The organism is Streptomyces sp. NPDC002573, from assembly GCF_042889625.1.
Classification (GTDB): Bacteria; Actinomycetota; Actinomycetes; order Streptomycetales; family Streptomycetaceae; genus Streptomyces; species Streptomyces gibsoniae.
In genome coordinates this window covers 44,652-66,836 of record NZ_JBIARC010000018.1, presented here as the reverse complement: position 1 = coordinate 66,836, position 22,185 = coordinate 44,652, and the positions used below count along the sequence as shown (strand labels likewise).

Below are 22,185 nucleotides of genomic sequence, written 5' to 3'. Positions count from 1 at the left end.
GGAAGTCCAAGGAGCAGCGGGCGTACGAGGTGGAGCGGATCATCGAGAGAGCCACTTCACCTCGTACGCCTTCATGTCGAACCGCTTGCCGTCGACCTGGGCGCTGATCGCCCGGTCGAGGGTGTTCACGACGAGGACGACCTTGTCGGTGGCGAGCACGCGGACATTGGGGACGTCGTCCGGGGCGGTCTGCACCGTCCGGTACCGCGTGCCCGGCGGGAACTCCTTGCCGAACCGGGAGACCAGGTCGTACATGGGCAGTGCCCTGCCGCCGCCGGCGGTGTCCGTCGGCGTCCACAGACAGCCCGGGCAGTCGGTGCCCTTCTGCTCCTCCGGGTTCCAGTAGAAGCCCGAGGAGGCGCCGCCCTTGACCAGGGCGATCATCCCGGTGGCCTGGACGGCGACACGACGGTCCTCGGTCCAGCCGTCCCGGTTGTCGTTGCCGTCGGCGGGCTCGACGTAGTACTCGGCCCACCACAGGGGCAGATCGTGGGTCTGCTTCCGTACCCAGGCGCCGACGGCGGTGAGCTTGTCGGTCGCGGCGAACTCGTTCGGCAGCAGATCGTCGTCCTTGGTGTAGCTGGAGCCGTCCACGACGACGAAGTCGGCGCCCGCCTTGTGCTGGTTCCAGTAGCTGAAGGCGTCCAGGACGCGCTGGTCCATGGCGCCCCATGGGCCCCGCAGGGCCGTGGACGCGTCCTGCTGCTGCCGGGGGTCGACGCTGTCCATGACGAGATACGGGCCGCCCACCATGATCTTGTCGTCGACCTGCTTGAGCGCCTTGTAGACCAGGTTGTACAGCGTGGTGTAGCCCTCGTAGTCCCAGCGGCCCTTGGAGTCGTTCCAGAAGCCCTTGAACTCGTTCCACACGACGAAGTGGCGCACGTCCGGATAGCGCTTGGCCACGGTCGCGGCGAGGGCCGCGAAGTCCTTGTAGTGGTCGGGGGTCGGCGCGGTCTCCAGGGAGGCCTGGCTCCAGTCGGTGGCGCCGACACCCGCCCTACCGCCCTTCATCCAGTCCGGGGCGCAGCACAGGGTGATGACCGGGGTGCCGCCGCTCTTGCGGACGAAATCGATGCGGCGGTCCATCTCCTCGAAGTCGTAACGGCCTTTCACCGGCTCGGGATTGCCCGCGCCCCAGCCCATGATGGCCTGGTCCTGCGGCAGGTCCGTCCCGGAGAGCAGCCCCTCGACCCGCGCGGTCGCGGTGCCGCTGCCCTCGTCGGCGCTGTACTGGGTGTGGGTGAAGCCCCAGCCGACGTCCGGTCCCGTGTCCGCGGGCGGGGTGCCGGGCGTGCCGTACACCTTGTCGCCGTCACGTGTGGTGCCCCTGGTGCTCACTCCGTTGCCGGACAGCGTGCCGATCAGGGTCGCCACCAGGGCCAGAGCGACCGCCCCCACGCCGAGCAGAGCGGTGAGGCGCCACCGCCGTGCCCCCGAATACCACTCATGACGTCCCATCATGAGCCACAGTAACGGCCGCAATCGGGCCGCGGACAGGTTTTGTGTTCGACGGTCAGGTAACAGGACGTACCGGATGCACCGGGAGCACGGAGCAGATCCGACACACCCGGCGCACCTCGGAAACCGGGTGCGCGGGAGGGTCCCGTGACGGATCATGGCGACATGTCCGCGAACCCACACGATGCTCTGCCGATCCGGCTCAACGTCGATGACAGCGACTCGCCGTCCGACGTCGTCGACGCGCTGTTCCTCGGCCGCTTCGCGACGGGCGAGCAGCCGTACTCCCACGCGGCGAACATCGACCGCGTACGCTCCGGGGCCACGCTCCTGCCGCCGGACGCCCGGGTGCTGCGCATCGCCCGCGACGACGACCGCAACGCGACCCTCGCGGAGGGCGACGGCTGGACCCTGCTGGTCTCCCGCTGGAACCGCGGCGCGGACGTCACGGTGACGGCCACCAGCGCCGAGCTGGCCGAGCAGGTGCTCGACCAGGCCACGGACGGCGCGGCGGACGAGCCGGAGCCGCAGCCGGAGAACGTGACGATGGGCTTCTGGTACGTGTCCCCGCGGCGCGGCCCGCACCGGACGACCCGGCAGATCTCGGCGGGCACCTGGGAGGAGGTCCGCGCGAACTACACGGCGCCGGTCGCGGACGCGATGGACCGCCTGATGAAGACGACACCCGAGGACATCGCCGGCCGGCTGCTGCTGCTCCACGGCCCGCCGGGCACGGGCAAGACCTCCGCGCTGCGGACGCTGGCCCGCTCCTGGCGGGACTGGTGCCAGGTGGACTGCGTCCTGGACCCCGAACGCCTCTTCTCCGACGTCGGCTATCTGATGGACATCGCGATCGGCGAGGAGGACGCGGCGGGCAAGGGCCGCTGGCGGCTGCTCCTGCTGGAGGACTGTGACGAGCTGATCCGCGGCGAGGCGAAGCACACGGCGGGCCAGGCGCTGTCCCGTCTGCTGAACCTGACGGACGGACTGCTCGGGCAGGGCAGAAACGTCCTGGTGGGCGTCACGACCAACGAGGACCTGGAGCGTCTTCACCCGGCCGTCGTACGCCCCGGCCGCTGTCTGGCCCGTATCGAGGTGGGCGCGCTGACCCGTACGGAGGCGGTGAGCTGGCTCGGCCGGGAGGACGGCGTGGGCCGCGACGGAGCGACCCTCGCGGAGCTGTACGCGCTGCGCCGGGGGACGTCACCGGCGTCGGTGCCCGATCCGCGGGCCGGGGCGGACTCGGGGCTGTACCTGTAGTCCGGTCCCGCCTGTGAACGGCGGGAGCCGGTGCTTTGATGGACATATGACCCTGTTCGTCGGTACGTCGGGGTGGCAGTACCGGGACTGGCGCGACGTCCTGTACCCGGCCGGCCTGCCCGTGCGGCTGTGGCTGGAGGAGTACGCGACACGGTTCGCCACGGTCGAGGTCAACAACGCGTTCTACCGGCTGCCGTCCCGCGAGACCTTCGAGAGCTGGCGGGAGCGGCTGCCGCCGGAGTTCGTGGTCGCGGTGAAGGCGAGCCGCTATCTCACCCATATCAAGCGGCTGCGCGACCCCGAGGAGCCGGTGCACCGGCTGATGGACCACGCGGCCGGGCTCGGCGACCGTCTCGGCCCGGTCCTGCTCCAGCTTCCGCCGACCCTGCGCGCCGATCCGGTCCTCCTCGACGACTGCCTCGGCTGCTTCCCGGCGGGCACCCGGGTCGCGGTCGAGCCCCGGCACGACTCCTGGTGGACGCCCCGGGTGCGCGAGGTGCTCACGGCCCGGGGCGCGGCGCTGTGCTGGGCCGATGTGCTCTCCCGCCCGGTCACCCCGCTGTGGCGGACCACCGGCTGGGGCTACGTCCGCTTCCACGCGGGCCGTGCCCAGCCGTGGCCGCGCTACGGCCGCCGGTCGCTGACGTCCTGGGTCCGCCGTATCGCCGAGGCCTGGCCCGACAGCCGGGACATCTACGTCTACTTCAACAACGACCCGGACGCGGCGGCGCTCCTGGACGCGACGGCCTTCGCCCGCGTGGCGACGGCGGCTGGCCTAAGGGTGACACGTACACCGCGAAGCCTCCCGGCACCGGCGGCGGCAACGGCATAGGCCCCGTTGCCCGGCACCCGAACCGGCACCGGCGGCCGCCCCTTTCCCCTCGGAGCTCTCAGTCCTCGTAGGCCGCCCGCAGGGCGTCCCGCACCGCGGCCAGCGCCTCCTCCTCGCCCAGCCCCAGCCGTCGTACCCGCTCGGCGTACGCGGACGCGGCGGCCGCCGCCTCCCGCTCCGCGGCCGAACCGGCGGCGGCCACGAACGTTCCGTTGCGCCCCCGTGTCTCGATCACCCCGTCGGCCTCCAGCGTCCGGTACGCCTTGGCGACCGTGTTCGCCGCGAGGCCGAGGGACTCGGCGAGCCCCCGTACGGTCGGCAGCCGGTAGCCCACCGGCAGCACTCCCGATCGGGCCTGCTCGGAGATCTGCGCCCGTACCTGCTCGTACGGCGGTGCGCTCCCGCCAATCCTGATCTTCAAGGTCACACGCCGATTCTCCCGCACCCGCCGGAAAACGAGAGGCATCCCCGCCTCCGACCCGCGTACCGTGCGGGCTTGTGACAGTGAGCGTGAACTCGGCCGGAGCCTCGGCCCAGATGGAGGTAGTCCTGGTCAAGGCGGGTCGCACGAAGATCCGTTACCCGGCCGGGCTGCTCCACGACGACGGCACCCGGATCGCCGTACGGGCCCCCTGGGCCGGCGACGGCGTCCGTGACTTCGGTTTCGTGCGGTTCGAGCCCGGTGACGTCTTCACCGAGTACTACTGGCGCGACCGGTGGTACGCGGTGAAGGAGGTACGCGACGGGCGGGGCGCCCTGAAGGGCTGGTACTGCGACATCACCCGCCCGGCCGTGCGCTCCGGCGGCGAACTGGTCGTCGAGGACCTCGACCTGGACCTGTGGCGCTCCGCCGACGGCACGACCGTGCTCCGCCTCGACGAGGACGAGTTCGCGGCGAGCGGCCTCACCCGGACGGACCCCGCGGCGGCCGCGGCCGCCGTCCAGGCCCTGGACACCCTCGAACTCCTCGCGCGCGGCGGCGACTTCGAGGCGCTGCTGGCCTGAGCGGGACGGCCGGTGGGCGGGGCGGTTCAGGGCACCGCCACGACCGCGTACCGCTCGTCGTCCACCTCCTTGCCCCACAGCCGGGCGTCCGCCGACAGCCGCTCGACGCGTATGTCACCGGCGAGCGGGGCGAGGAGCGCGGTCAGCCGCTCGGCGGATATCCCGACCGGGCTGACGGTCCCCCACACCCCCTCGACCAGCACCAGCCGTCCGCCGGGCCGCAGCAGTTGCCGCCAGTGCCGCAGGGCCCGGCCGGGGTCGGGCAGCGCCCACAGCACATGGCGTACGAGGACGGTGTCGAAGAGCTGCTCCCCGACCGGCGGGGACGCGGCGTCGCCGACGAGGAACACCGCGTCATGACCCGCCAGTTTCGCCCGCGCGCGGGCGAGCATGGCCGGCGCCAGGTCCACGCCCGTCACCCGGTGCCCCCGCTCGGCCGCCAAGAGTGACAGGCTCCCCGTGCCGCATCCGAGGTCGAGGAGGTCACCTGGCCGGGCCGGCAGCCACTCCCCCAGCCGGGCCGCCCAGGCCTCGCGCACGACGGGATCGCGCAGCCCGTGGTCCGGCTCGTCGTCGAAACCGGCGGCCGCCCGGTCCCAGTCGACGTCGGCTCCTGGGGCCTTCGATGTTTCGGGTGCCCGGTTCCGGGCCATGTTCCTGGTCACATCCCTGGTCATGAGGCCAGGGTGACAGCCGCCACTGACAGTCGAATGGTGACAGCCACCACAGACAGACCGCGAACGATGAGGAACCCTCGCCGGAAACGTCTACCTCCGCCCCGCGCGGAACCCGGTGGACACAAGGAGGCAGCCATGCGCCGAGTGACCGTGCACAAGCCCCTGAAGAGGACCGACTCCCGCCGGGTGCGGGAGGAGAACGACGAGCGCCCCGCCGAGCGCACGGAGATCCGCAAGGACATCGCCCGCCTGTGGTGGCCGGACGCCTGAACCGCGCGCCCGTCGCCCCGGCACGGCACGCTCAGTCCAGCCGCTTGCGATAGTGCACCCGGTCGTACGGCCCGTCGACACGGCGCTCCAGGACCTCGTACCCGTGTCTCGGGTAGATCTCCTGGTTCTCCCACATCAGCGCGTTCGTGTAGAGCCTGACCTCGGGCAGTCCGAGCGCCCGCGCGTGCGCGTCGACGAAGCCGAGCAGCCGCCGTCCGACCCCTGTCCCCTGGGCGTCGGGGTGCACGGCGACGCTGTCGAGGAAGAGATGGTCCCCGCGGGGCTCCACCACGACGACACCGGTCACGGGCTCTCCCGTCACGAACACCCGCCCGGCGGCCACGTTCGCCGCGTGGTCCGCCTCCATGGGCATCGGCACCACTCCGATGCGCGCGACGTAGTGCCGATACGCGGCGTCGGTCACGGCCCGCACCGCCGCCACATCGGCGCCCCCGGCCGGCCTGACCCCCTCAGGCGTACGGCGATCCTCGCTCCCATCCGTCATGAACGCCAGGCTACCGAGCACGGGCCGAGCCCTCTCGACCGCTGTTCCTGATCGGCCCGTTAGCCCTGCCTTAACGCGACCATAAGGATCTCCCCCACCCGCCCCAGACAGGCGATTTCGCGGGTTCCCGGGGCTACTTTGCTGATCACCCCCCACGGGTCACCCCGTCCCGGACCCAATGGTCCGGGGCCTGTCCGGCGGCTCAGGTCGGACAGGCCCCGGGGACGGCCGCAGCGGCTGGGGACGGCCACGGACGTCTCGTGGTGGTGGTCGGGGGTCAGCTCAGCGCCGAGGCGCACGTGGTGGGGGTGGCGTGCGCCGGGTCGAGGGCGTTCGCCACCTCATGGAAGGCGATCCGGTCGGTCAGCCCGATCAGCACATGCTCGGAGAGGTCGAGCACGCACAGGTTCTGCAGCAGAACGTTGTGGACGTCGGACCCGCTCAGGTACTGGGAGCTGTACGGGGTGACCACCTCGTCGTACTTGGAGGCGATCACGGTGTAGTGGACACCGGGCACGGTGTCTCCACCCGCGTTGAGCTTGCTCAGGAACGCGGAGCCGGCGATCTGGTCGGCGAGTCCGGGGGTGGACTGGGAGAGCAGGTCCTCGGCGCCGGGGAAGTAGGGCAGCAGGTTGGCGAGCCCGTCCAGGGTGGTGCCGTGGTTGTCGGGCGCGATGCCGACGAGGGCGTTCACCTTGGCGGCCCCACCGAGGAACTTGAGGTAGTAGCGGGGCATCATGCCGCCCTGCGAGTGCCCGACGATGTCGGCCTTGGCGGCGCCGGTCGCGGCGAGCACCTTGTCGACGAAGGTCTGGAGCTGGCCGGCGGACGCGGTGATGGACCCGAGTCCGTAGAAGAGGGGAACGCCCGGCAGCTGGCCGTAGTCGAGGGAGAAGACGCAGTAGCCGCGGCTCTCCAGATAGGGCGCGAGGGCCAGCCAGTTGTCGACGGAGTTCGCGAAGGTCCCGTGGACGAGGACGACGGGGCGGGGGTGGGCGGCGGAGGGCTGGCAGGAGTAGTCGTTCCAGCCGCTGCTCGGCGCGGCGGCTGCGTCGGCGGTTGCGGTGGCGGCGGGAACGACGGTGACCGCGGTGGCCAGCAGCAGCGCGGCCAGCGGTCTGAGCGCTCGTTTCCAGGGCAGCATCGGGTGGTCTCCTTGCGGCTCAAGGGAGGTGTGACGGCCTTAGCCCTGTGATCCGGATCACGGGATGCTGTTCACTCGTCAAGTTACGGACGAGTAGTGGACGTGTGAAGTTACGCGTCAGTAAAAAATTTCAGCGTCAAAGGACGACTCCCGCGTTTCCTGGTAATGCCTCGAACAGATGTGAGGACTCATCACCAGACGGGTTTGATGGGCCCGGAAGGCGCGATACGGAGCAATTGACTCTGGAGCAGGCGGATTTCGGCCTCGCCGAGTAGCTCCGCCCACGGCCGCACGGCCTCCGCCGCGGCCTCCTCGGCGGCCCGGGTGCAGGCCCAACCCCGCTCGGTCAGCACGATCAGCCGGGCGCGCGCGTCCTCGGGATGCGGCCGCCGCTCGGCGTAGCCCTTGCGCACGATCTCGTCGACGAGCTGGCTCGCCGCCTGCTTGGTCACCCCGAGGTGGGCGGCGAGTTCGGTCACGGTGGCGCCGCCCCAGGAGAGCCGGGCGAACGCGAACCCGTGCGCGGGGCGCAGCCCCTCGAAGCCGCGCGCGACCACGCCGTCATTGATGCGCTGCGTCAGCTCTCCCGCAGCGGAGAGCAGGGCGGCGGACAGGGCCAGGGCCTCGGGGTTCTGCACGGAGGCATTGAAACACCTTGACGAGATGGTCAACCAGCTTGACCATATTCCATGTAGTCAAGCAGCTTGACCATCTCGAACCGAGGAGACACCCATGCCCGTCGTCCGCTCGTCCGAAGCCGTCACCCATGAGATGCACGGCGCGCGTTTCGTCTCGTACGCCGCTCCGAGGACCGGCAGCAAGGAACTGTGCGCCTGGCGCACGGAGATCCCCGCGGGCACCGAGGGGCCCGTCCACACCGTCACCCGGGAGGAGATCCTCCATCTGCTCGGCGGCGAGCTGCTGATCACGCTCGACGGCCGTGCCGAGCGGATCACCGCGGGGGACACGGTGATCGTCAACTCCGGTACGGCCCTCGGCGTGCAGAACCCCACGGACGAGGTCGCCGTCTTCTGGGCCACCACCTCCGTCGGGCTGGAGGCCGAGCTGGCCGACGGCACGCGCATCGCTCCCCCGTGGGCCGGCTGACGCTACGCGGCCAGCGTCCCCGGCATCACCGCGCGCGGTCCGAACCTGGCTCGCGCGCGGTCCGCGACCTCCTCCAGGCGCCGGACCTTCTCGTCCACGGGGTCGAAGGTCAGCTGGTGGGTGGCCTGTTCGGCGGAGGTCAGCCCCTCGGCGCGCAGGGCGACCGCGCGGACCCTGGCACGCTGCAGCCCGAGCGCCTCGTACATGCGGTACGCCTCCGCGGTGAGCGCCGCCGAGTGCGCGGTCGGCTCGGCGAGGGTGCGGCTGCGGGTCGTCGAGGAGCGGTCGGCGTAGCGCACGGTGAGGGTGAGGGTGCGGGACACCCGCTCCAGGTTGCGCAGCCGGGAGCCCAGTTCCTCGGCGGCCGACAGCAGGGCGCGGCGGTGCCGGGCCGGGTCCAGTTCGTCGCGGGTGAAGGGGCGTTCGGCGGCGACGGAGCTGGAGACGGCGTTCGGTACGACCCTGCCGCGGTCGACGCCGTTCGCCTTCTCGTGCAGTTCACGGCCCGCCCGGGCCCCGACCAGCCGCTGCACCGTCGACAGGGGCGCGGCGGCGACCTTGCCGACGGTCTCGAGCCCGTACTCGCACAGGGTGCGGGCGGTGACGCCGCCGACCCCGGGCAGTGCCCTGACCGGCAGTCCGTCGAGGAACTCCCGTACGGCGCCGGGCGCTTCGGGCACCACACGGACCGCGCCGGGCGCCGCCTCCCGCAGGGCCATACGGGCCAGCATGGGTCCGGGCCCGGCCCCGATCGCGCAGTCCACCCCGTGGTGGGCGAGGGTCCGTACGCGGATCAGCGCGGCCAGTTCGGCGGCGCCCCGCCCGAAGTACCGCTCGGCGCCGCGCAGATCGGCGAGCGCCCCGTCGGGTGGCAGGGCCTCGACGACGGGGGTGAACTCCTCCAGAAGTCCGAGCAGCCCCGGCAGGGCCGCCTCGTACATCGGAGGCAGCTGGAAACGTACGCAGAGGATGGTCATCCCGCACTCCCCGGACTCTGGTGCCACAACTTCTTTCCGCCCGCCGGGCCTTCGCCCGCGGGACGCAGATCGGCCCAGGGGTTCATCTCGTACCCCGTGGACATCCGGATGCGGCGGCCCCTCGCCGCATCGTCGCCGTCGCCGCCGTCAGCTCCGTCATCGTCCGGTTGCCGCGGCGCGGGCTCCGCCAGCCGCGCCGCCACCACGTCGAGACCGCCCTCGGCGCGCAGTTCGGCCAGCTCGGCGAGGTTCCAGGCGGCGGAGCCCACCACGCTGAGGCTGCGCGGTCCCCGTCGCTGCACCACTCCGCGCACCAGCAGCAGCCAGGAGTGGAAGACGGTGTGGGCGCAGGCGTCGTGGGAGTCGTCGAAGAAGGCGAGGTCGACCAGGCCCGTGCCGTCGTCGAGCGTGCTGAAGATGACCCGCTTGCCGGACCGGATCGGCGGGGTCTGGGTGGCCGCCTTGGCGCCCGCGACCAGCACCGTCTCCCCGTGCCGTGCCGTGCGCAGCCGGCGGGCCGACACCACGCCCAGCTCGTCGAGGAAGGCGCGGTGGTCGTCCATCAGATTGCGCGAGGCGTCCATGGAGAGCACGCCCAGCTCGGCGCTGAGCCGTTCCTCCGGGGAGAGGTCGGGCAGCCCGGCGGAGGCCGTCCTGCGCCCGCCCGCCAGGGGGAGCTGGCCGCCGCCCGCGCCCCGGGCACCCCGGTGCAGTTCGGTCAGGTGCAGTTGCAGATCGCGGCGGTTGGCGCCGAACGCGTCCAGCCCGCCGACCTGGGCGAGCCGCTGGGCGACGGGGCGGCTCGGCCGGGCGCGCTCCCAGAAGTCGAGCAGGGAGGAGTACGGCTGCCCGGTCTCGATCCGCTGCGCCTCGGCCTCGCTGATGCCGTGCACGTCGCGGAGGGCGAGCCGGAGCCCCCACCGCCCGACGGAACCCCTTTCCCCGGACACCAGTTCGATACGGTGGGTGACTCCCGACCTGTTCACGTCCAGCGGCAGGATCGGCACTCCGCGCCGCCGCGCGTCCGCCAGCAGCAGCCGCTTCGGGTACATCCCGGGGTCGTGGGTGAGCAGACCCGCGTAGAAGGCGGCCGGGTGATGGGCCTTCAGCCACGCGGACTGGTACGTCGGTACGGCGAAGGCGACCGCGTGCGCCTTGCAGAAGCCGTACGAGCCGAACGCCTCAACGATCTCCCAGGTGCGCTGGATCGTTTCCGCGTCGTATCCGTTAGCCGCCGCCTGCTGGGCGAACCAGACCCGGATCCGCCCCTGCGACTCCGCGTCGGACAGCCCGCGCCGCACCCGGTCCGCCTCGTCGCGCCCGCAGCCGGTCATGATGTCGAGGATGTGGATGATCTGCTCGTGGAAGACGACGACGCCGTACGTCTCCTTCAGCGGCTCCTCCAGATCGGGGTGCGGATAGCGGACGGGCGCCCGCCCGTGGCGTGCCTCGATGAACGGCCGCACCATGTCGGCCGCGACCGGACCGGGCCGGAACAGCGAGATGTCGACGACCAGGTCGTGGAACGCGGCCGGTTGCAGCCTCCCGACCAGGTCCCGCTGGCCCGGCGACTCGATCTGGAAACAGCCCAGGGTCTCGGCGGACCGGATGAGCCGGTACGTCGCCGGATCGCCCGGCGCCACGGCGTCCAGGTCGATCCGCTCCCCCGAGGCCCGTTCCACCTCCGCGACCGCGTGCGCCATGGCGGACTGCATCCGCACCCCGAGCACATCGAGCTTGAGCAGCCCCAGCTCCTCGACGTCGTCCTTGTCGAACTGGGACATGGGGAAGCCCTCGCCGCTGGTCGGCATGACCGGCGTACGGGCGAGGAGGGAGGCGTCGGAGAGCAGAACCCCGCACGGGTGCATGGCGACTCCGCGCGGCAGGGCGTCCAGGGCCTCGACCAGCTCCCACAGCCGGCCGAACTTCTCCCCCTCCCGCTGCACCTCCCCCGCCAGCCGCCTGAGCTCGGGCAGTTCCTCCAGCGCCGCCCGGGCGTCGCGGGCACGGATGTGAGGGAAGGACTTGGCGATGCGGTCGATGTCGGCCGGATCCATGGACAGGGCCGCGCCCACGTCACGGATCGCGTGGCGGACGCGGTACGTCTCCGGCATCGCGACCGTCGCGACCCGCTCGGTGCCGAACCGGTCGATGATCGCGCGGTAGACCTCCAGCCGGCGGGCGGACTCCACGTCGATGTCGATGTCGGGCAGGGCCACACGGCGCTTGGACAGGAAGCGCTCCATCAGCAGTCCGTGCTCGACCGGGTCGGCGTGCGCGATGCCGAGCAGATGGTTGACGAGGGAGCCCGCGCCGGAGCCGCGCGCGGCGACCCGGATGCCCATCTTCCGGACGTCGTCCACGACCTGGGCGACCGTGAGGAAGTAGGACGCGAAGCCGTGGTGGGCGATGATGTCCAGTTCGTCGTGCATCCGTTCCCAGTAGGCGCGCCGGGTGTCGTAGCCGCGCAGCACCATGCCCGCCGCCGCCCGGGAGGCGAGCGCGCGCTGGGCGGTGCGGTAGCCGGCGCCGACGAGGTGCGGCTCGGGGAAGTGGACCGTGCCGACACCGAGGTCGTCCTCGGGGTCCACCCGGCACTCTGCGGCCGTCGTCCGGGTCTGCTCCAGCAGGCGGTGGGCGGTGTCGCGGCGGTACCCGGCGGCCTCGACGACCCGCTCGGCGACCGTCAGCATGGACCGCTCGTCCTTGAGCCAGGCCTCCCCGGAGTCCAGCTCCTTGGTGGGGTCGATGGGAACGAGCCGGCGGGCGGCGTCCAGGACGTCGGCGACCGGGCCGAGGCCGGGGTCGGCGTACCGGACGGCGTTGCTGAGCACGGGACGCACCCCCTGCTCGGCGGCGAAGCCGACGGTGCGGGCGGCCAGGCGCAGGGAGCCGGGGCCGGTGCCGCTGCGGCCGTGCCAGACGGCCTCCAGGCGCAGGGCGTCGCCGTAGACCTCCCGCCAGGGCGCGAGGAGCCTGGCCGCACGGTCCGGACGCCCCGCGGCGAGGGCCCGGCCCACATCGGACTCCGGGCCGAGCAGAACGGTCAGCCCGTCGGCGTGGTTGCCGGCCCAGGACAGCAGCGGGGGGCCCTCGGACGCGGAGTGGGCGGCGCTGACCAGCCGGCACAGATCGGCCCAGCCGCGGGCGCCGTCCCGGGCGAGGAAGACCGCGCGGGGTGTCGACTCGTCGATGAAGGCACCCCCGCGTACGGGAGTACGGCGCCTCTCCGCCTGTCGTACGGGCTCGGGTGCCGCCACCGCCAGCTCCGCCCCGAACAGCGGCCGTACGCCCGCCGCAGCGCAGGCCCGGGCGAACCGGACCGTGCCCGCGAGGGTGTCCCGGTCGGTGAGCGCGAGGGCGTCCATGCCCAGCTCACCGGCGCGCTCGGCCAGCCGCTCCGGGTGCGATGCGCCGTAGCGCAGGGAGAACCCGGAGACGGTGTGCAGATGCGTGAAGCCCGGCACCCGCACCTCCCGTAGCCGTGAGCCCCGTGAGGCGGCTCTCGAACATAAGTTCCCATCTCCCCCACCCCCACCATAGACCAATTTTCGAACTGGCGTGCGACATCCCCCTACCCCTGCCTCACCTGCACAAACGGCGGATACGGCTCCGGCAGCTAGGCTTCGGCCCTGTCCGGACCGGGCGGGGCGGCGGACGGGTCAGGCGGCCCCACGAGACAGACAAAGGGAGACACGACAGACATGGCCAAGAGGACGGACTCGCAGTCGTCCGCGCCGCACGTCGCCGACAGTCACGATCTGATCCGCGTGCACGGCGCACGCGAGAACAACCTCAAGGACGTCAGCATCGAGATCCCGAAGCGCCGGCTGACGGTGTTCACCGGCGTCTCCGGCTCGGGCAAGAGCTCACTGGTCTTCGACACGATCGCCGCGGAGTCGCAGCGGCTGATCAACGAGACCTACAGCGCCTTCGTCCAGGGCTTCATGCCGACCCTGGCGCGGCCCGAGGTCGACGTCCTCGACGGGCTGACCACCGCGATCATCGTCGACCAGCAGCGGATGGGCGCCGACCCCCGCTCCACGGTGGGCACCGCCACCGACGCCAACGCCATGCTGCGCATCCTCTTCAGCCGGCTCGGCGAGCCCCACATCGGCCCGCCCAGCGCGTACGCCTTCAACGTCCCCTCGGTCCGGGCGAGCGGCGCGATCACCGTCGAGCGCGGTACCCAGAAGGCGGTGAAGGCGACCTTCACCCGCACCGGCGGCATGTGTCCGCGCTGCGAGGGCCGGGGGACCGTCTCCGACCTCGACCTCACCCAGCTCTACGACGACTCCATGTCGCTCACCGAGGGCGCCATCACCGTCCCCGGCTACAAGGCGGGCGGCTGGAACTACCGGCTCTACAGCGAGTCGGGCTTCTACGACCCGGACAAGCCGATCCGCGACTACACCAAGAAGGAGCTGCACGACTTCCTCCACCGCGAGCCGACCAGGATGAAGATCGCGGGGATCAACATGACCTACGAGGGTCTGATCCCCCGCATCCAGAAGTCGATGCTCTCCAAGGACCGGGAGGCGATGCAGCCGCACATCCGGGAGTTCGTGGACCGGGCGGTCACCTTCACCGTCTGCCCCGAGTGCGACGGGACCCGGCTCAGCGAGGGTGCCCGGATGTCGAAGATCAAGGGGATCAGCATCGCCGACGCCTGCGCGATGCAGATCAGCGATCTGGCCGACTGGGTCCGCGGTCTCGACGAGCCCTCGGTGGCGCCGCTGCTCGGCAAGTTGCAGCACACCCTCGACTCGTTCACGGAGATCGGGCTCGGCTATCTCGCGCTCGACCGGCCGTCGGGCACGCTGTCGGGCGGTGAGGCGCAGCGCACCAAGATGATCCGCCATCTCGGCTCCTCGCTCACCGATGTCACCTACGTCTTCGACGAGCCCACCACGGGCCTGCACCCCCATGACATCCAGCGGATGAACGGCCTGCTGCTGCGGCTGCGGGACAAGGGCAACACGGTGCTCGTCGTGGAACACAAGCCGGAGGTCATCGCGATCGCCGACCATGTCGTCGACCTCGGCCCCGGCGCGGGGACGGCGGGCGGCACCGTCTGCTTCGAGGGCACCGTCGAGGAGCTGCGGGCCGGCGGCACCATCACCGGCCGACATCTCGACGACCGGGCCTCCGTCAAGGAGTCGGTGCGCAAGCCCACCGGCGTGCTGGAGATCCGCGGCGCGACGACGCACAACCTGCGGGACGTCGACGTCGACATCCCGCTCGGGGTGCTGACCGTGATCACCGGCGTCGCCGGTTCCGGCAAGAGCTCGCTGGTCCATGGGTCGGTCCCCGCCGACACGGGCGTGGTCTCGGTCGACCAGAGCGCGATCCGCGGCTCCAGGCGGAGCAACCCGGCGACCTACACCGGGCTCCTCGACCCGATCCGCAAGGCGTTCGCCAAGGTCAACGGCGTGAAGCCGGCGCTGTTCAGCGCCAACTCCGAGGGCGCCTGCCCCACCTGCAACGGCGCCGGCGTCATCTACACCGACCTGGCGATGATGGCCGGCGTCGCCACCACCTGCGAGGACTGCGAGGGGAAGCGGTTCGAGGCATCGGTCCTCGAGTACCACCTCGGCGGCCGCGACATCAGCGAGGTGCTGGCGATGTCGGTGACCGAGGCCGAGGAGTTCTTCGGCGCCGGCGAGGCGCGCACACCGGCCGCGCACCGCATCCTCGAACGGCTCGTCGACGTCGGGCTCGGCTACCTCAGCATCGGCCAGCCGCTCACCACGCTGTCCGGCGGCGAGCGGCAGCGGCTCAAGCTGGCCACGCACATGGCGGAGAAGGGCGGCGTCTACATCCTCGACGAGCCGACCGCCGGTCTCCACCTCGCCGATGTCGAGCAGTTGCTCGGTCTGCTCGACCGGCTCGTCGACTCCGGCAAGTCGGTCATCGTCGTCGAGCATCACCAGGCGGTCATGGCGCACGCCGACTGGATCATCGACCTCGGCCCCGGGGCCGGCCACGACGGCGGCCGGATCGTCTTCGAGGGCACCCCCGCCGACCTCGTGGCCGCCCGCTCCACCCTCACCGCCGAGCACCTCGCGGCCTACGTCGGCGCCTGAGCGCGGCGACGGCGCACGGCCGAACTCGGTGCCTGACTGGGGCCGTCGCGGCGCCCGATCGGGGCGCTCACGGTACGCGCCGCTCATGCCGAACAGTCCCGCCCCCGAACGCGCGGGGCGGGACTGTCGTGGGAACCGGGGCTGCCGGCCGATCAGCCGATCTTGGAACCCGTCGCCGAGAGCGCGTCGGTGACGGGCTGGAAGAAGGTCTGGCCCCCCGAGGTGCAGTCGCCGCTGCCGCCGGAGGTGAGACCGACCGCGCTGTCGCCGTCGAAGAGCGCGCCGCCGCTGTCACCGGGCTCGGCGCAGACGTCGGTCTGGATGAGACCGCTGACCGTGCCCTCCGAGTAGTTCACGGTGGCGTCCAGACCGGTGACCGTGCCGGAGTGGACGTGGGTCGTCGAGCCGCTGCGGCTCACCTTCTCGCCGACGGTCGCGTCGGCCGCCTTGGTGATCGCCTGCGGGGAGCCGTTGTAGAGGTCGACGGCGCTCGGGTGGTCGACGTCCGCGGTGTACTTGACCAGGCCGAAGTCGTGGCCCGGGAAGTTGGACTGCGCGTTCTGGCCGATCGTCTTGCCGCTGGAGTCCGACCAGCTGGAGATCGCCTGGGTGCAGTGTCCGGCGGTCAGGAAGTACGGCTGGCCGTCCTTGACCACGTTGAAGCCGAGCGAGCAGCGCCCGCCCGAGCCGGTGATGGCGTCGCCGCCCGCGATGAAGGGCTTGAACGTGCCCTGCGAGCGCCTGAGTTCGGCCTTGCCGCCCAGCCCGTCGACCACCTGGGTGAGCCGCGCCCACGCCGCCTTGGACACGGTCCGGTCGGCCGTGACGACGACCTTGTTGTTCCTGGGGTCGGTCGCCCAGGAGGTGCCCGGGAGCGTCGCGTCCTTCTGGAGCGTGGTGCGGGCGCCCGCGAGTTCGGTCAGGGAGTTCTGGACGACTCTCGCCCTGGCGCCGGCCGCCTGGACGGTCTTCGCGGCCGTCTCGTTCAGCACGTTGACGACGAGCTGCTCGGTCTTCGCGTCGTAATACGTTCCGGCCGCGTCGGCACCCAGGTCCGCACCGAGCGTCGAGGCGAGCTTTCCGGCCGCGACAGCAGAGAGCGTGTGGGGCGCTCCGGCCGTCGGGGTCTCGCTCGCGTTCGCATTCTGGAAGGTGACGCCCGCGACGATCAGCGCGGCGGTGCCCGCGCCCGCCAGGGCTGCTCGCCGCCGGGTTATGCGTCGATGCTTCAACTCACGTCCTCCTGTGGGGGGCGACCGCGGGGACTGTGGGGGTCACACCGCGACCGGAAGGCGTTGGGGCACGGAGGCGGCGTAGCGCAGAAGCCACGTCCGTACCCACCGTGCGGCCCACTATCCCGAGGCTCACAGGGAGCACACAAGGTCGACTTCAGGACGCGCGCACGCCAACAGCCGTGCGCCCCCTGCCCGCTGACCGTTCCCTTGTGTCTCCCGTCTGGATTCCCACTGCAAATGCCATACGAGGGTAATCCCTGTGCGTCCAGCGAGGTCTAGTCCTGTCCGGATACCGCCGATTCAAACTCGGGTTCCAGAACCGAGAGGGAGAGCGAGAGTTGCTTCCGCACCGGTTGCACACACAAGGGAGCCCCCGCTCCCAAGAAGGCTCTTGGGTGCGGGGGCTCCCCTGCTGCCGGCTGCGGATCGGGTCGTACGGGAATGCCGGTGGGGCGGGATCAGTAGACGTGGACCCCGTAGGCGCTGAGGGCCTCGGTCACCGGCTGGAAGAAGGTCGTACCGCCGGAGGTGCAGTCGCCGCTGCCGCCGGACGTGAGGCCGTAGGCCACACCGCCGTTGGAGTACAGCGGGCCGCCGGAGTCACCGGGCTCGGCGCAGACCGTGGTCTGGATGAGGCCGTTGACGATCTCACCGTTGCCGTAGTTGACCGTCGCGTTGAGGGCGGTGACACGGCCGCTGTGGATGCCGGTCGTGGAGCCGCGGCGGTAGACGGTGGTGCCGACGGAGGGCGTGGCGGCGCTGGTGATGTCCACGCTGCCCACGGTGCCCGACTTGGTCACCGAGCTGTTGGTGTAGCGCACGATGCCGTAGTCGTTGCCGGGGAAGCTGGAGCCGGCCGTGGTGCCGAGCGTGGTCGAGTGGGACGTGCTCGTCCACCACGTGCCCGCGCCGTCGGTGCAGTGCCCGGCGGTCAGGAAGTAGTAGTTCCCGCTGGAGTCCTGGACGTTGAAGCCGAGCGAGCAGCGCCAGCTACTCGCATAGATGGCGTCGCCGCCGGAGATCAGCTTGTTGAACCGGCCCGGGGTGTGCTTGATGGTGAGGGCACCGGCGTTGCCGGCGGCCTCGTTCTTGATCTTCGCGATCTCGGCCTGGGAGACCGTGCTGTCGACGGTGACGACGACGCGGTTGGTCGTGGCGTCGACGGCCCAGGCGGTGCCCGGGACATCGGCCTTGAGCACCGAGTCGCTCGCCCTGCCGAGCTGGTTCGCACTGAAGGTGTGTGCGTCGCTCGCGTTCGCGCTGGGGACGGTGAACGCGGCGGCGGCCACGAGCCCGGCGGCCACGGCGATCAGCCGGGTCCGTCTCGCGATACCGCTTGTGGGGTTGGTGCGCTTGATCCTCACTTGTCGTTCCCTCCAAGGGAAGTCGGGGGCCCACGTGGGGATGGGGCCCGTGAGGCGCAGCCGGGAGCCGGCTCGTCCGGATTCCGAATTTGCCGTGCTCCTGACAAGCGCTGGGGGGAGTATTCGGCCGCGTGGCCGATCGGCGCAAGGGCCCTTTCGGCCGTACAGCCTTCAACTGCCCCCGGGCGTCTCTTCGACTTCCCTGGAGATCCTGGAGGGTGACGGATGTTCTGCGGAGCTTCTCCCTACAGCAGGCTGCGCTCCCCCGCCTCGATCGCGACGCCCAGGGTGTTGCCCGGCGGCGGGAAGGGGCAGAGGAAGTGATCCGCGAAGGCGCACGGCGGCAGCAGGGAGCGGTTGAAGTCCACCGTCGTACGCCCCTCGGCGTCGGGCGCCGGCGGCCGCAGGAACCGGAAGCGGTAACTGCTGTCGCCGCTGGTGGTGTCGGCGAAGACGGCCCACAGCGAGCCGTCGTCCTCGACCGAGACCTGGAGGGTGAGGTCCTGTCCGTCGAGGGTGAAGGCGAGGACACCGCCGAGCGCGAGGCCGCGGTACTCCCCGTCGGCGTTCTCGACGCGTACGGTGCGGTGCTCTCCGTACGGGGTGAAGTGCCCCTCGACCGACCAGCGCGGATCGTGGGGTGTGGCGTCGATGCCCCGGAAGGCCCGGCGTGCGGGGGCGTCGGGGTCGTAGTCGCGCAGGCCCCAGACGCCTTCACGGACGAGGACGACCAGCCGGCGCCGGCCCACCGCGACCCGGGACCCGGTGGCGGGGCCGGGATCGGCGCCGAGCCGGATCTCACCGGTGAAGTGCTCGCCGTCGACGGTCAGTCCGTCGTCCGCTCCGGCCGTCAGCACCACCCCCTCCTCGTCGGCCCACCAGCTCCCGGGGATGGCCGGAATCGGTTCGTCTGGATAGTCCTCCAGCCAGTAGGTGCCGGTCAGTGCGAGCGGTCCGTAGGGCGCCGACACCTGCTCGGTGCGGTGCTCGTGCCACTGCTTCCACTCGTCGGATGCGTCCGTCGTCATGCGATCAACCCTTCCACAGCGGGTCCACAGGTCCGGGGTGCCGGCCGCGTCCGTCCGGACGAACCGTCCGTCTCCGCGCCGGCAGCCCCGGGAGCGCCGAGGCGGCGCCCGACTCGTCCCCGGCTCATGACGCTCCCCCTGTCACGGTGTACCGGGTGGTGGGCCGGGAGAGGCCCAGATGCTCCCGGAGCGTGCTGCCCGGGAGAAGGTCCGGAACCGGCCGCGACCGTGACCGGCGCGAACAGGTTCACCGTCCGCACCCCGAGGATGTGCGGGTACAGGGCGCCGATGTTGAACCAGAACGTGATGTCCACGATCAACCGACTGCGGTACGCGGTCGCCCGGCAGCCGGGCCTGAAGTTCCTGAACGAGTACCACCGTCTCGACGCCGGCTTCGCCTTCGCCGAGGGCACCAAGCCGGCCCCCCGCTCCAGGCCGCGGTCGACCAGCTGATCGCCGACGGAACGTACGAGGAGATCCTCAGGAAGTGGGGGACGACGGGCTCGGCGATCTCGAAGTCGCGCATCTCGCCGCCGGAGCTGAAGAGTTGACGCGGTGCCCTCCGTGCGGGGCGCGGGACGTCATGCCAGGGCGGCCGGGTCGGCGGCGGCGTCGCGGCGCAGCACCGCCTGCTCGACCGCGAGGTCGTAGGCGAGGCGCTGCACCCGTTCGAACGCCTCGGCCAGCTGGACCACTTCCGGCGCGGCCCGGTCGGACACGGCGAGCGGCGCGGGCGGCGGCGTCCGGCCCGGCCCGCCGTGCCGCACGGCGGCGAGTGTCCGCGGCAGCCGGATGCCGGACACCTCGCGCGCCTGCGCGGCGAGGGCGCCGAGCGGTGTGGAGACGGAACGTACGCAGTCGAGGGCGAGATGACCGAGTGCGGCGACCGTCCCAAGGGCGAACAGCGCGCACAGCACCAGATCGTGGCGGGCCGTCCCCTCCAGCTCGGCGGCGCGGGCCTCGACGTCCCGGCCGATCGAGAGCTGTACCGCGCGCAGGCCGTCGAGGGTGGAGGTCATGGACTCCCACCGGGGCACGGGCGGGACGGCGCGCGCGTCGAGCCGGCCGCCGCCGCGCACCGCGGCGCCCTCGTAGGCGAGCGCGCGTACGGCGTCCGGGGCGCCGAGCGCCGCGTCGAGCCGCCGCCGCTGGGCCGTGGTGGCCGAGCGCCCGAAGCTGTCCAGGGCGGCGAGCCTGCCCGCACGGAGCTGGAGGAAGCGGAGGTAGTCGTCGGCTCGGAGCCGTCCGGCGGGCACCGATCCGAGCAGCAGGGCGTGCTCCTCGCCGGCGAACTCCTTGACGCTGCCGAGGATCCGCAGCGTCTGGCAGGCGGCGCGCAGCCGGCCGTCGCGCGCGTCGTCGAGGCCTAGCCCCGGCCGGTCGAGGACGGTGACGGCGGCGGTGAAGCCGTCGAAGGTCTCGTCGGGCGTCGCGGTGCCGTCGTCGGCGTGGCGGCGGATCGCGACGAGTGCGTCGAGCCGCCGCAGCGAGCCGCGCACGGCGGCGGCGACCGCGTCGTCGCGGCCCCTGAGCGCCGCCTCCAGCCGCGCGCGGGCGGTGTCGGTGGCCCTGCGCCGGGCGGGGAGCCCGTCGCGGAACCGCCGTACGCCGCCGAGGTGTCCGACGGTCAGCCCGCGCTCCGTCTGGAGGGCGTGGACAAGCCCCTGGAGCGTGCCGGAGAGCCGGGCGTTGGCGGCGGTGACGGCCGCGTTGCGGTACGCCGCGAACTGCTCCGCGGCGGCCGCACCCAGCAGGGCGAGCAGCACGGCCAGGGCGAGGACGAGGATCCTCAGCAGCCTGACACGGATGGGGACGTGCACGGAGTATCCAACGAACCCGCGGCGCACCGGTCACCACATCATGTGCTTGTTTTACGGAGCAGAAACAGTATTTCCGGAGTTTCCCCGCCGCCCCGGATTCTCCCTGCCTCGGATTCCCCGCCGCATCGGCTTCCCCGGCCGCCTCGCTTTCCCCGGCAACCTCAGTTGCAGCCGCAGTCGCACCCGTCGCAGCAGCAATCGCAACCGTCGCACCCGCCGCAGCAGTCACCGCAGCACTCGCACCCGTCGCAGCAGTCGCCGCAGTCCTGGCACGCCGCGTTCTTGCGCTCCCGGGTCCACGGATCCTCGTAACTGCCGCAGCACAACTGGCAGGTGCAGGCGAGCCCCAGCCACACAGCGCAGCCCGCCACCAGCCCGCGGCGGCGCGGCGGTTCCGGGGGCGGCGGTCCGGCCGGGCCACCGGGTGCGTACGGACCCGAGGGCGACGGGCCGTGCAACCCGGGCGTGTGCGAGCAGGAAGTGGTGCCGAAGGCGCGGTCGACGGAGGTGCGCAGCTCGTGGGCGAGCAGGACGTGCGCGAGCCGCCCGTCCGTGAACTCCACGTCGCGCAGCGCGAGCCGTATCCCGTGCAGCGCGTCGTCGGCGAGCCGGCGGGCCTCCTCCAGTGAGGTGCCGGTGGCCGTCAGCACGTTCCAGGCGCCCGACGCGGCGTCGGCCTCCCGGTCCTCCACGGCGTCCAGCAGATGGGCGAGCCGCCCGAAGAGCCGGCCCGCCTCGGCCAGCGGCTCGGCGTTGCCGGGGCGTCCGGCCAGGACCGCCGTGTGCGCGAAGGCGGCGGCGGTGGCGGTCTCGGTCGGCTCGGTGACGGCCGGCACCGGGGTGCCGGGCCCGGCGAGCGCCTCGATGCCGGTCTGCCGGCTCACGGCCTCCACGAGCAGCGCGGTGTCGAACCCGACGGCGGAGCCGCTAAGGGCGCCGGCCCTGCCCCAGCTCTCCGCGACCCGGCGCGCGGCGAACGCCATCGGCCGACGCGCCAACAGGCCGTCCCCGTCGGCCATATGGTCGCGCATCTTGGTGGAGGCGAGGACCAGCGAGACGGCGGCGGCGAGACGGGCGCCCTCGCCCCGGGCGACGGAGGCGGTGCGCATGCCGCGCAGCGGACAGGGCCCGGCGGTGCGCCGCCCGCCGTCGGTCCGCTCGGCCTGAGCCTCCGTCAGGACCGAGACGAGCAGCCCGTCGTAGTTCGTGACGACCCGGGCGAACTGCCCGTGGTCCGCGCGCAGGGCGAGACACAGTCCGCACAGATGCGCCATCCACTGGGTTCCGAGACTCTCCCCGAGCCGATGTCGGCAGGGCCGGACGATTCCGAACACGACACTCCCCCGTGTCTGGTACGACGTTGAGCTGCGGCAGCTTATCTGCCACTTCGTTCACCCGTACGCACGACTCGTCA

General features: G+C 71.9%; 19 protein-coding genes and 1 pseudogene. 7 read left to right on the top strand and 13 right to left on the bottom strand.

The annotated features are described in order from the left end of the window. Positions 1-39 precede the first annotated feature (39 nt). The gene (locus ACFYX0_RS18890; protein WP_388971643.1) at positions 40-1,461 is read right to left on the bottom strand and encodes a xylan 1,4-beta-xylosidase; all 1,422 of its coding nucleotides are present in this window, start codon (positions 1,459-1,461) and stop codon (positions 40-42) included. 165 nt (positions 1,462-1,626) lie between these two features. Between ACFYX0_RS18890 and ACFYX0_RS18885 the strand changes: the two genes are divergently transcribed. Beyond that, positions 1,627-2,721, top strand: coding sequence for a DUF5925 domain-containing protein (locus ACFYX0_RS18885; RefSeq protein ID WP_388971531.1), 1,095 nt, complete (start codon positions 1,627-1,629; stop codon positions 2,719-2,721). A gap of 46 nt (positions 2,722-2,767) precedes the next feature. Continuing rightward, entirely contained in the window at positions 2,768-3,553 is a 786-nt protein-coding gene (locus tag ACFYX0_RS18880) for a DUF72 domain-containing protein (RefSeq protein WP_388971529.1), read from the top strand. A 58-nt stretch (positions 3,554-3,611) separates the two neighbouring features. Here the strand turns inward: ACFYX0_RS18880 and ACFYX0_RS18875 are convergent, their stop codons facing one another. Further along, the gene (locus ACFYX0_RS18875; protein WP_311696724.1) at positions 3,612-3,980 is read right to left on the bottom strand and encodes a GntR family transcriptional regulator; all 369 of its coding nucleotides are present in this window, start codon (positions 3,978-3,980) and stop codon (positions 3,612-3,614) included. Between the two features lie 77 nt (positions 3,981-4,057). Between ACFYX0_RS18875 and ACFYX0_RS18870 the strand changes: the two genes are divergently transcribed. Then, complete coding sequence (locus ACFYX0_RS18870; protein WP_388971641.1) at positions 4,058-4,558, top strand: DUF402 domain-containing protein; 501 nt, start codon at positions 4,058-4,060, stop codon at positions 4,556-4,558. 26 nt (positions 4,559-4,584) lie between these two features. On the opposite strand, the gene ACFYX0_RS18865 is transcribed toward ACFYX0_RS18870, so the two are convergent. Beyond that, entirely contained in the window at positions 4,585-5,211 is a 627-nt protein-coding gene (locus ACFYX0_RS18865) for a class I SAM-dependent methyltransferase (protein WP_355909060.1), read from the bottom strand. 159 nt (positions 5,212-5,370) lie between these two features. Between ACFYX0_RS18865 and ACFYX0_RS18860 the strand changes: the two genes are divergently transcribed. Then, positions 5,371-5,505 carry a hypothetical protein gene (locus ACFYX0_RS18860; RefSeq protein WP_388971527.1) on the top strand — a complete coding sequence of 45 codons (135 nt, stop codon included), beginning with the start codon at positions 5,371-5,373 and terminating at the stop codon, positions 5,503-5,505. A gap of 31 nt (positions 5,506-5,536) precedes the next feature. Here the strand turns inward: ACFYX0_RS18860 and ACFYX0_RS18855 are convergent, their stop codons facing one another. From ACFYX0_RS18855 to ACFYX0_RS18845, 3 genes are all read right to left on the bottom strand, one after another. Further along, positions 5,537-6,010, bottom strand: a complete 474-nt coding sequence (locus ACFYX0_RS18855; RefSeq protein ID WP_388971525.1) for a GNAT family N-acetyltransferase — start codon at positions 6,008-6,010, stop codon at positions 5,537-5,539. Positions 6,011-6,287: 277 nt separating this feature from the next. Continuing rightward, positions 6,288-7,154 carry an esterase/lipase family protein gene (locus ACFYX0_RS18850; protein ID WP_388971523.1) on the bottom strand — a complete coding sequence of 289 codons (867 nt, stop codon included), beginning with the start codon at positions 7,152-7,154 and terminating at the stop codon, positions 6,288-6,290. A gap of 191 nt (positions 7,155-7,345) precedes the next feature. Continuing rightward, positions 7,346-7,792, bottom strand: coding sequence for a MarR family winged helix-turn-helix transcriptional regulator (locus ACFYX0_RS18845; protein ID WP_388971521.1), 447 nt, complete (start codon positions 7,790-7,792; stop codon positions 7,346-7,348). 94 nt (positions 7,793-7,886) lie between these two features. Between ACFYX0_RS18845 and ACFYX0_RS18840 the strand changes: the two genes are divergently transcribed. Beyond that, the gene (locus ACFYX0_RS18840; RefSeq protein ID WP_388971519.1) at positions 7,887-8,261 is read left to right on the top strand and encodes a cupin domain-containing protein; all 375 of its coding nucleotides are present in this window, start codon (positions 7,887-7,889) and stop codon (positions 8,259-8,261) included. Between the two features lie 2 nt (positions 8,262-8,263). On the opposite strand, the gene ACFYX0_RS18835 is transcribed toward ACFYX0_RS18840, so the two are convergent. Both ACFYX0_RS18835 and ACFYX0_RS18830 read right to left on the bottom strand, forming a co-directional pair. Beyond that, positions 8,264-9,238 (bottom strand): hypothetical protein, encoded by a 975-nt coding sequence (locus tag ACFYX0_RS18835; RefSeq protein ID WP_388971517.1) that lies wholly within the window; start codon positions 9,236-9,238, stop codon positions 8,264-8,266. Beyond that, the gene (locus ACFYX0_RS18830) at positions 9,235-12,705 is read right to left on the bottom strand and encodes a DNA polymerase III subunit alpha (RefSeq protein WP_388971515.1); all 3,471 of its coding nucleotides are present in this window, start codon (positions 12,703-12,705) and stop codon (positions 9,235-9,237) included. The genes ACFYX0_RS18835 and ACFYX0_RS18830 overlap by 4 nt, the downstream gene beginning before the upstream one ends. 237 nt (positions 12,706-12,942) lie before the next feature. Here ACFYX0_RS18830 and ACFYX0_RS18825 point away from each other — a divergent pair, with 237 nt between their 5' ends. Continuing rightward, positions 12,943-15,324 (top strand): ATP-binding cassette domain-containing protein, encoded by a 2,382-nt coding sequence (locus ACFYX0_RS18825; RefSeq protein WP_388971513.1) that lies wholly within the window; start codon positions 12,943-12,945, stop codon positions 15,322-15,324. A gap of 152 nt (positions 15,325-15,476) precedes the next feature. On the opposite strand, the gene ACFYX0_RS18820 is transcribed toward ACFYX0_RS18825, so the two are convergent. The 3 genes from ACFYX0_RS18820 to ACFYX0_RS18810 form a co-directional block, all read right to left on the bottom strand. Beyond that, a complete protein-coding gene (locus ACFYX0_RS18820) occupies positions 15,477-16,556 on the bottom strand; it encodes a S1 family peptidase (RefSeq protein WP_388971511.1) in 1,080 nt (359 codons plus the stop codon). A 461-nt stretch (positions 16,557-17,017) separates the two neighbouring features. Beyond that, positions 17,018-17,923 (bottom strand): S1 family peptidase, encoded by a 906-nt coding sequence (locus ACFYX0_RS18815; RefSeq protein WP_388971509.1) that lies wholly within the window; start codon positions 17,921-17,923, stop codon positions 17,018-17,020. 245 nt (positions 17,924-18,168) lie between these two features. Next, entirely contained in the window at positions 18,169-18,951 is a 783-nt protein-coding gene (locus ACFYX0_RS18810; protein ID WP_388971507.1) for a DUF1684 domain-containing protein, read from the bottom strand. 303 nt (positions 18,952-19,254) lie between these two features. Here ACFYX0_RS18810 and ACFYX0_RS18805 point away from each other — a divergent pair. Further along, positions 19,255-19,502, top strand: a pseudogene (locus tag ACFYX0_RS18805) (ABC transporter substrate-binding protein); the annotation flags it as partial. 30 nt (positions 19,503-19,532) lie between these two features. Here ACFYX0_RS18805 and ACFYX0_RS18800 read toward each other — a convergent pair. Then, positions 19,533-20,771 carry a nitrate- and nitrite sensing domain-containing protein gene (locus ACFYX0_RS18800; protein ID WP_388971505.1) on the bottom strand — a complete coding sequence of 413 codons (1,239 nt, stop codon included), beginning with the start codon at positions 20,769-20,771 and terminating at the stop codon, positions 19,533-19,535. Between the two features lie 161 nt (positions 20,772-20,932). After that, entirely contained in the window at positions 20,933-22,105 is a 1,173-nt protein-coding gene (locus ACFYX0_RS18795) for a DUF5685 family protein (protein WP_388971503.1), read from the bottom strand. Between the last annotated feature and the right edge of the window lie 80 nt (positions 22,106-22,185).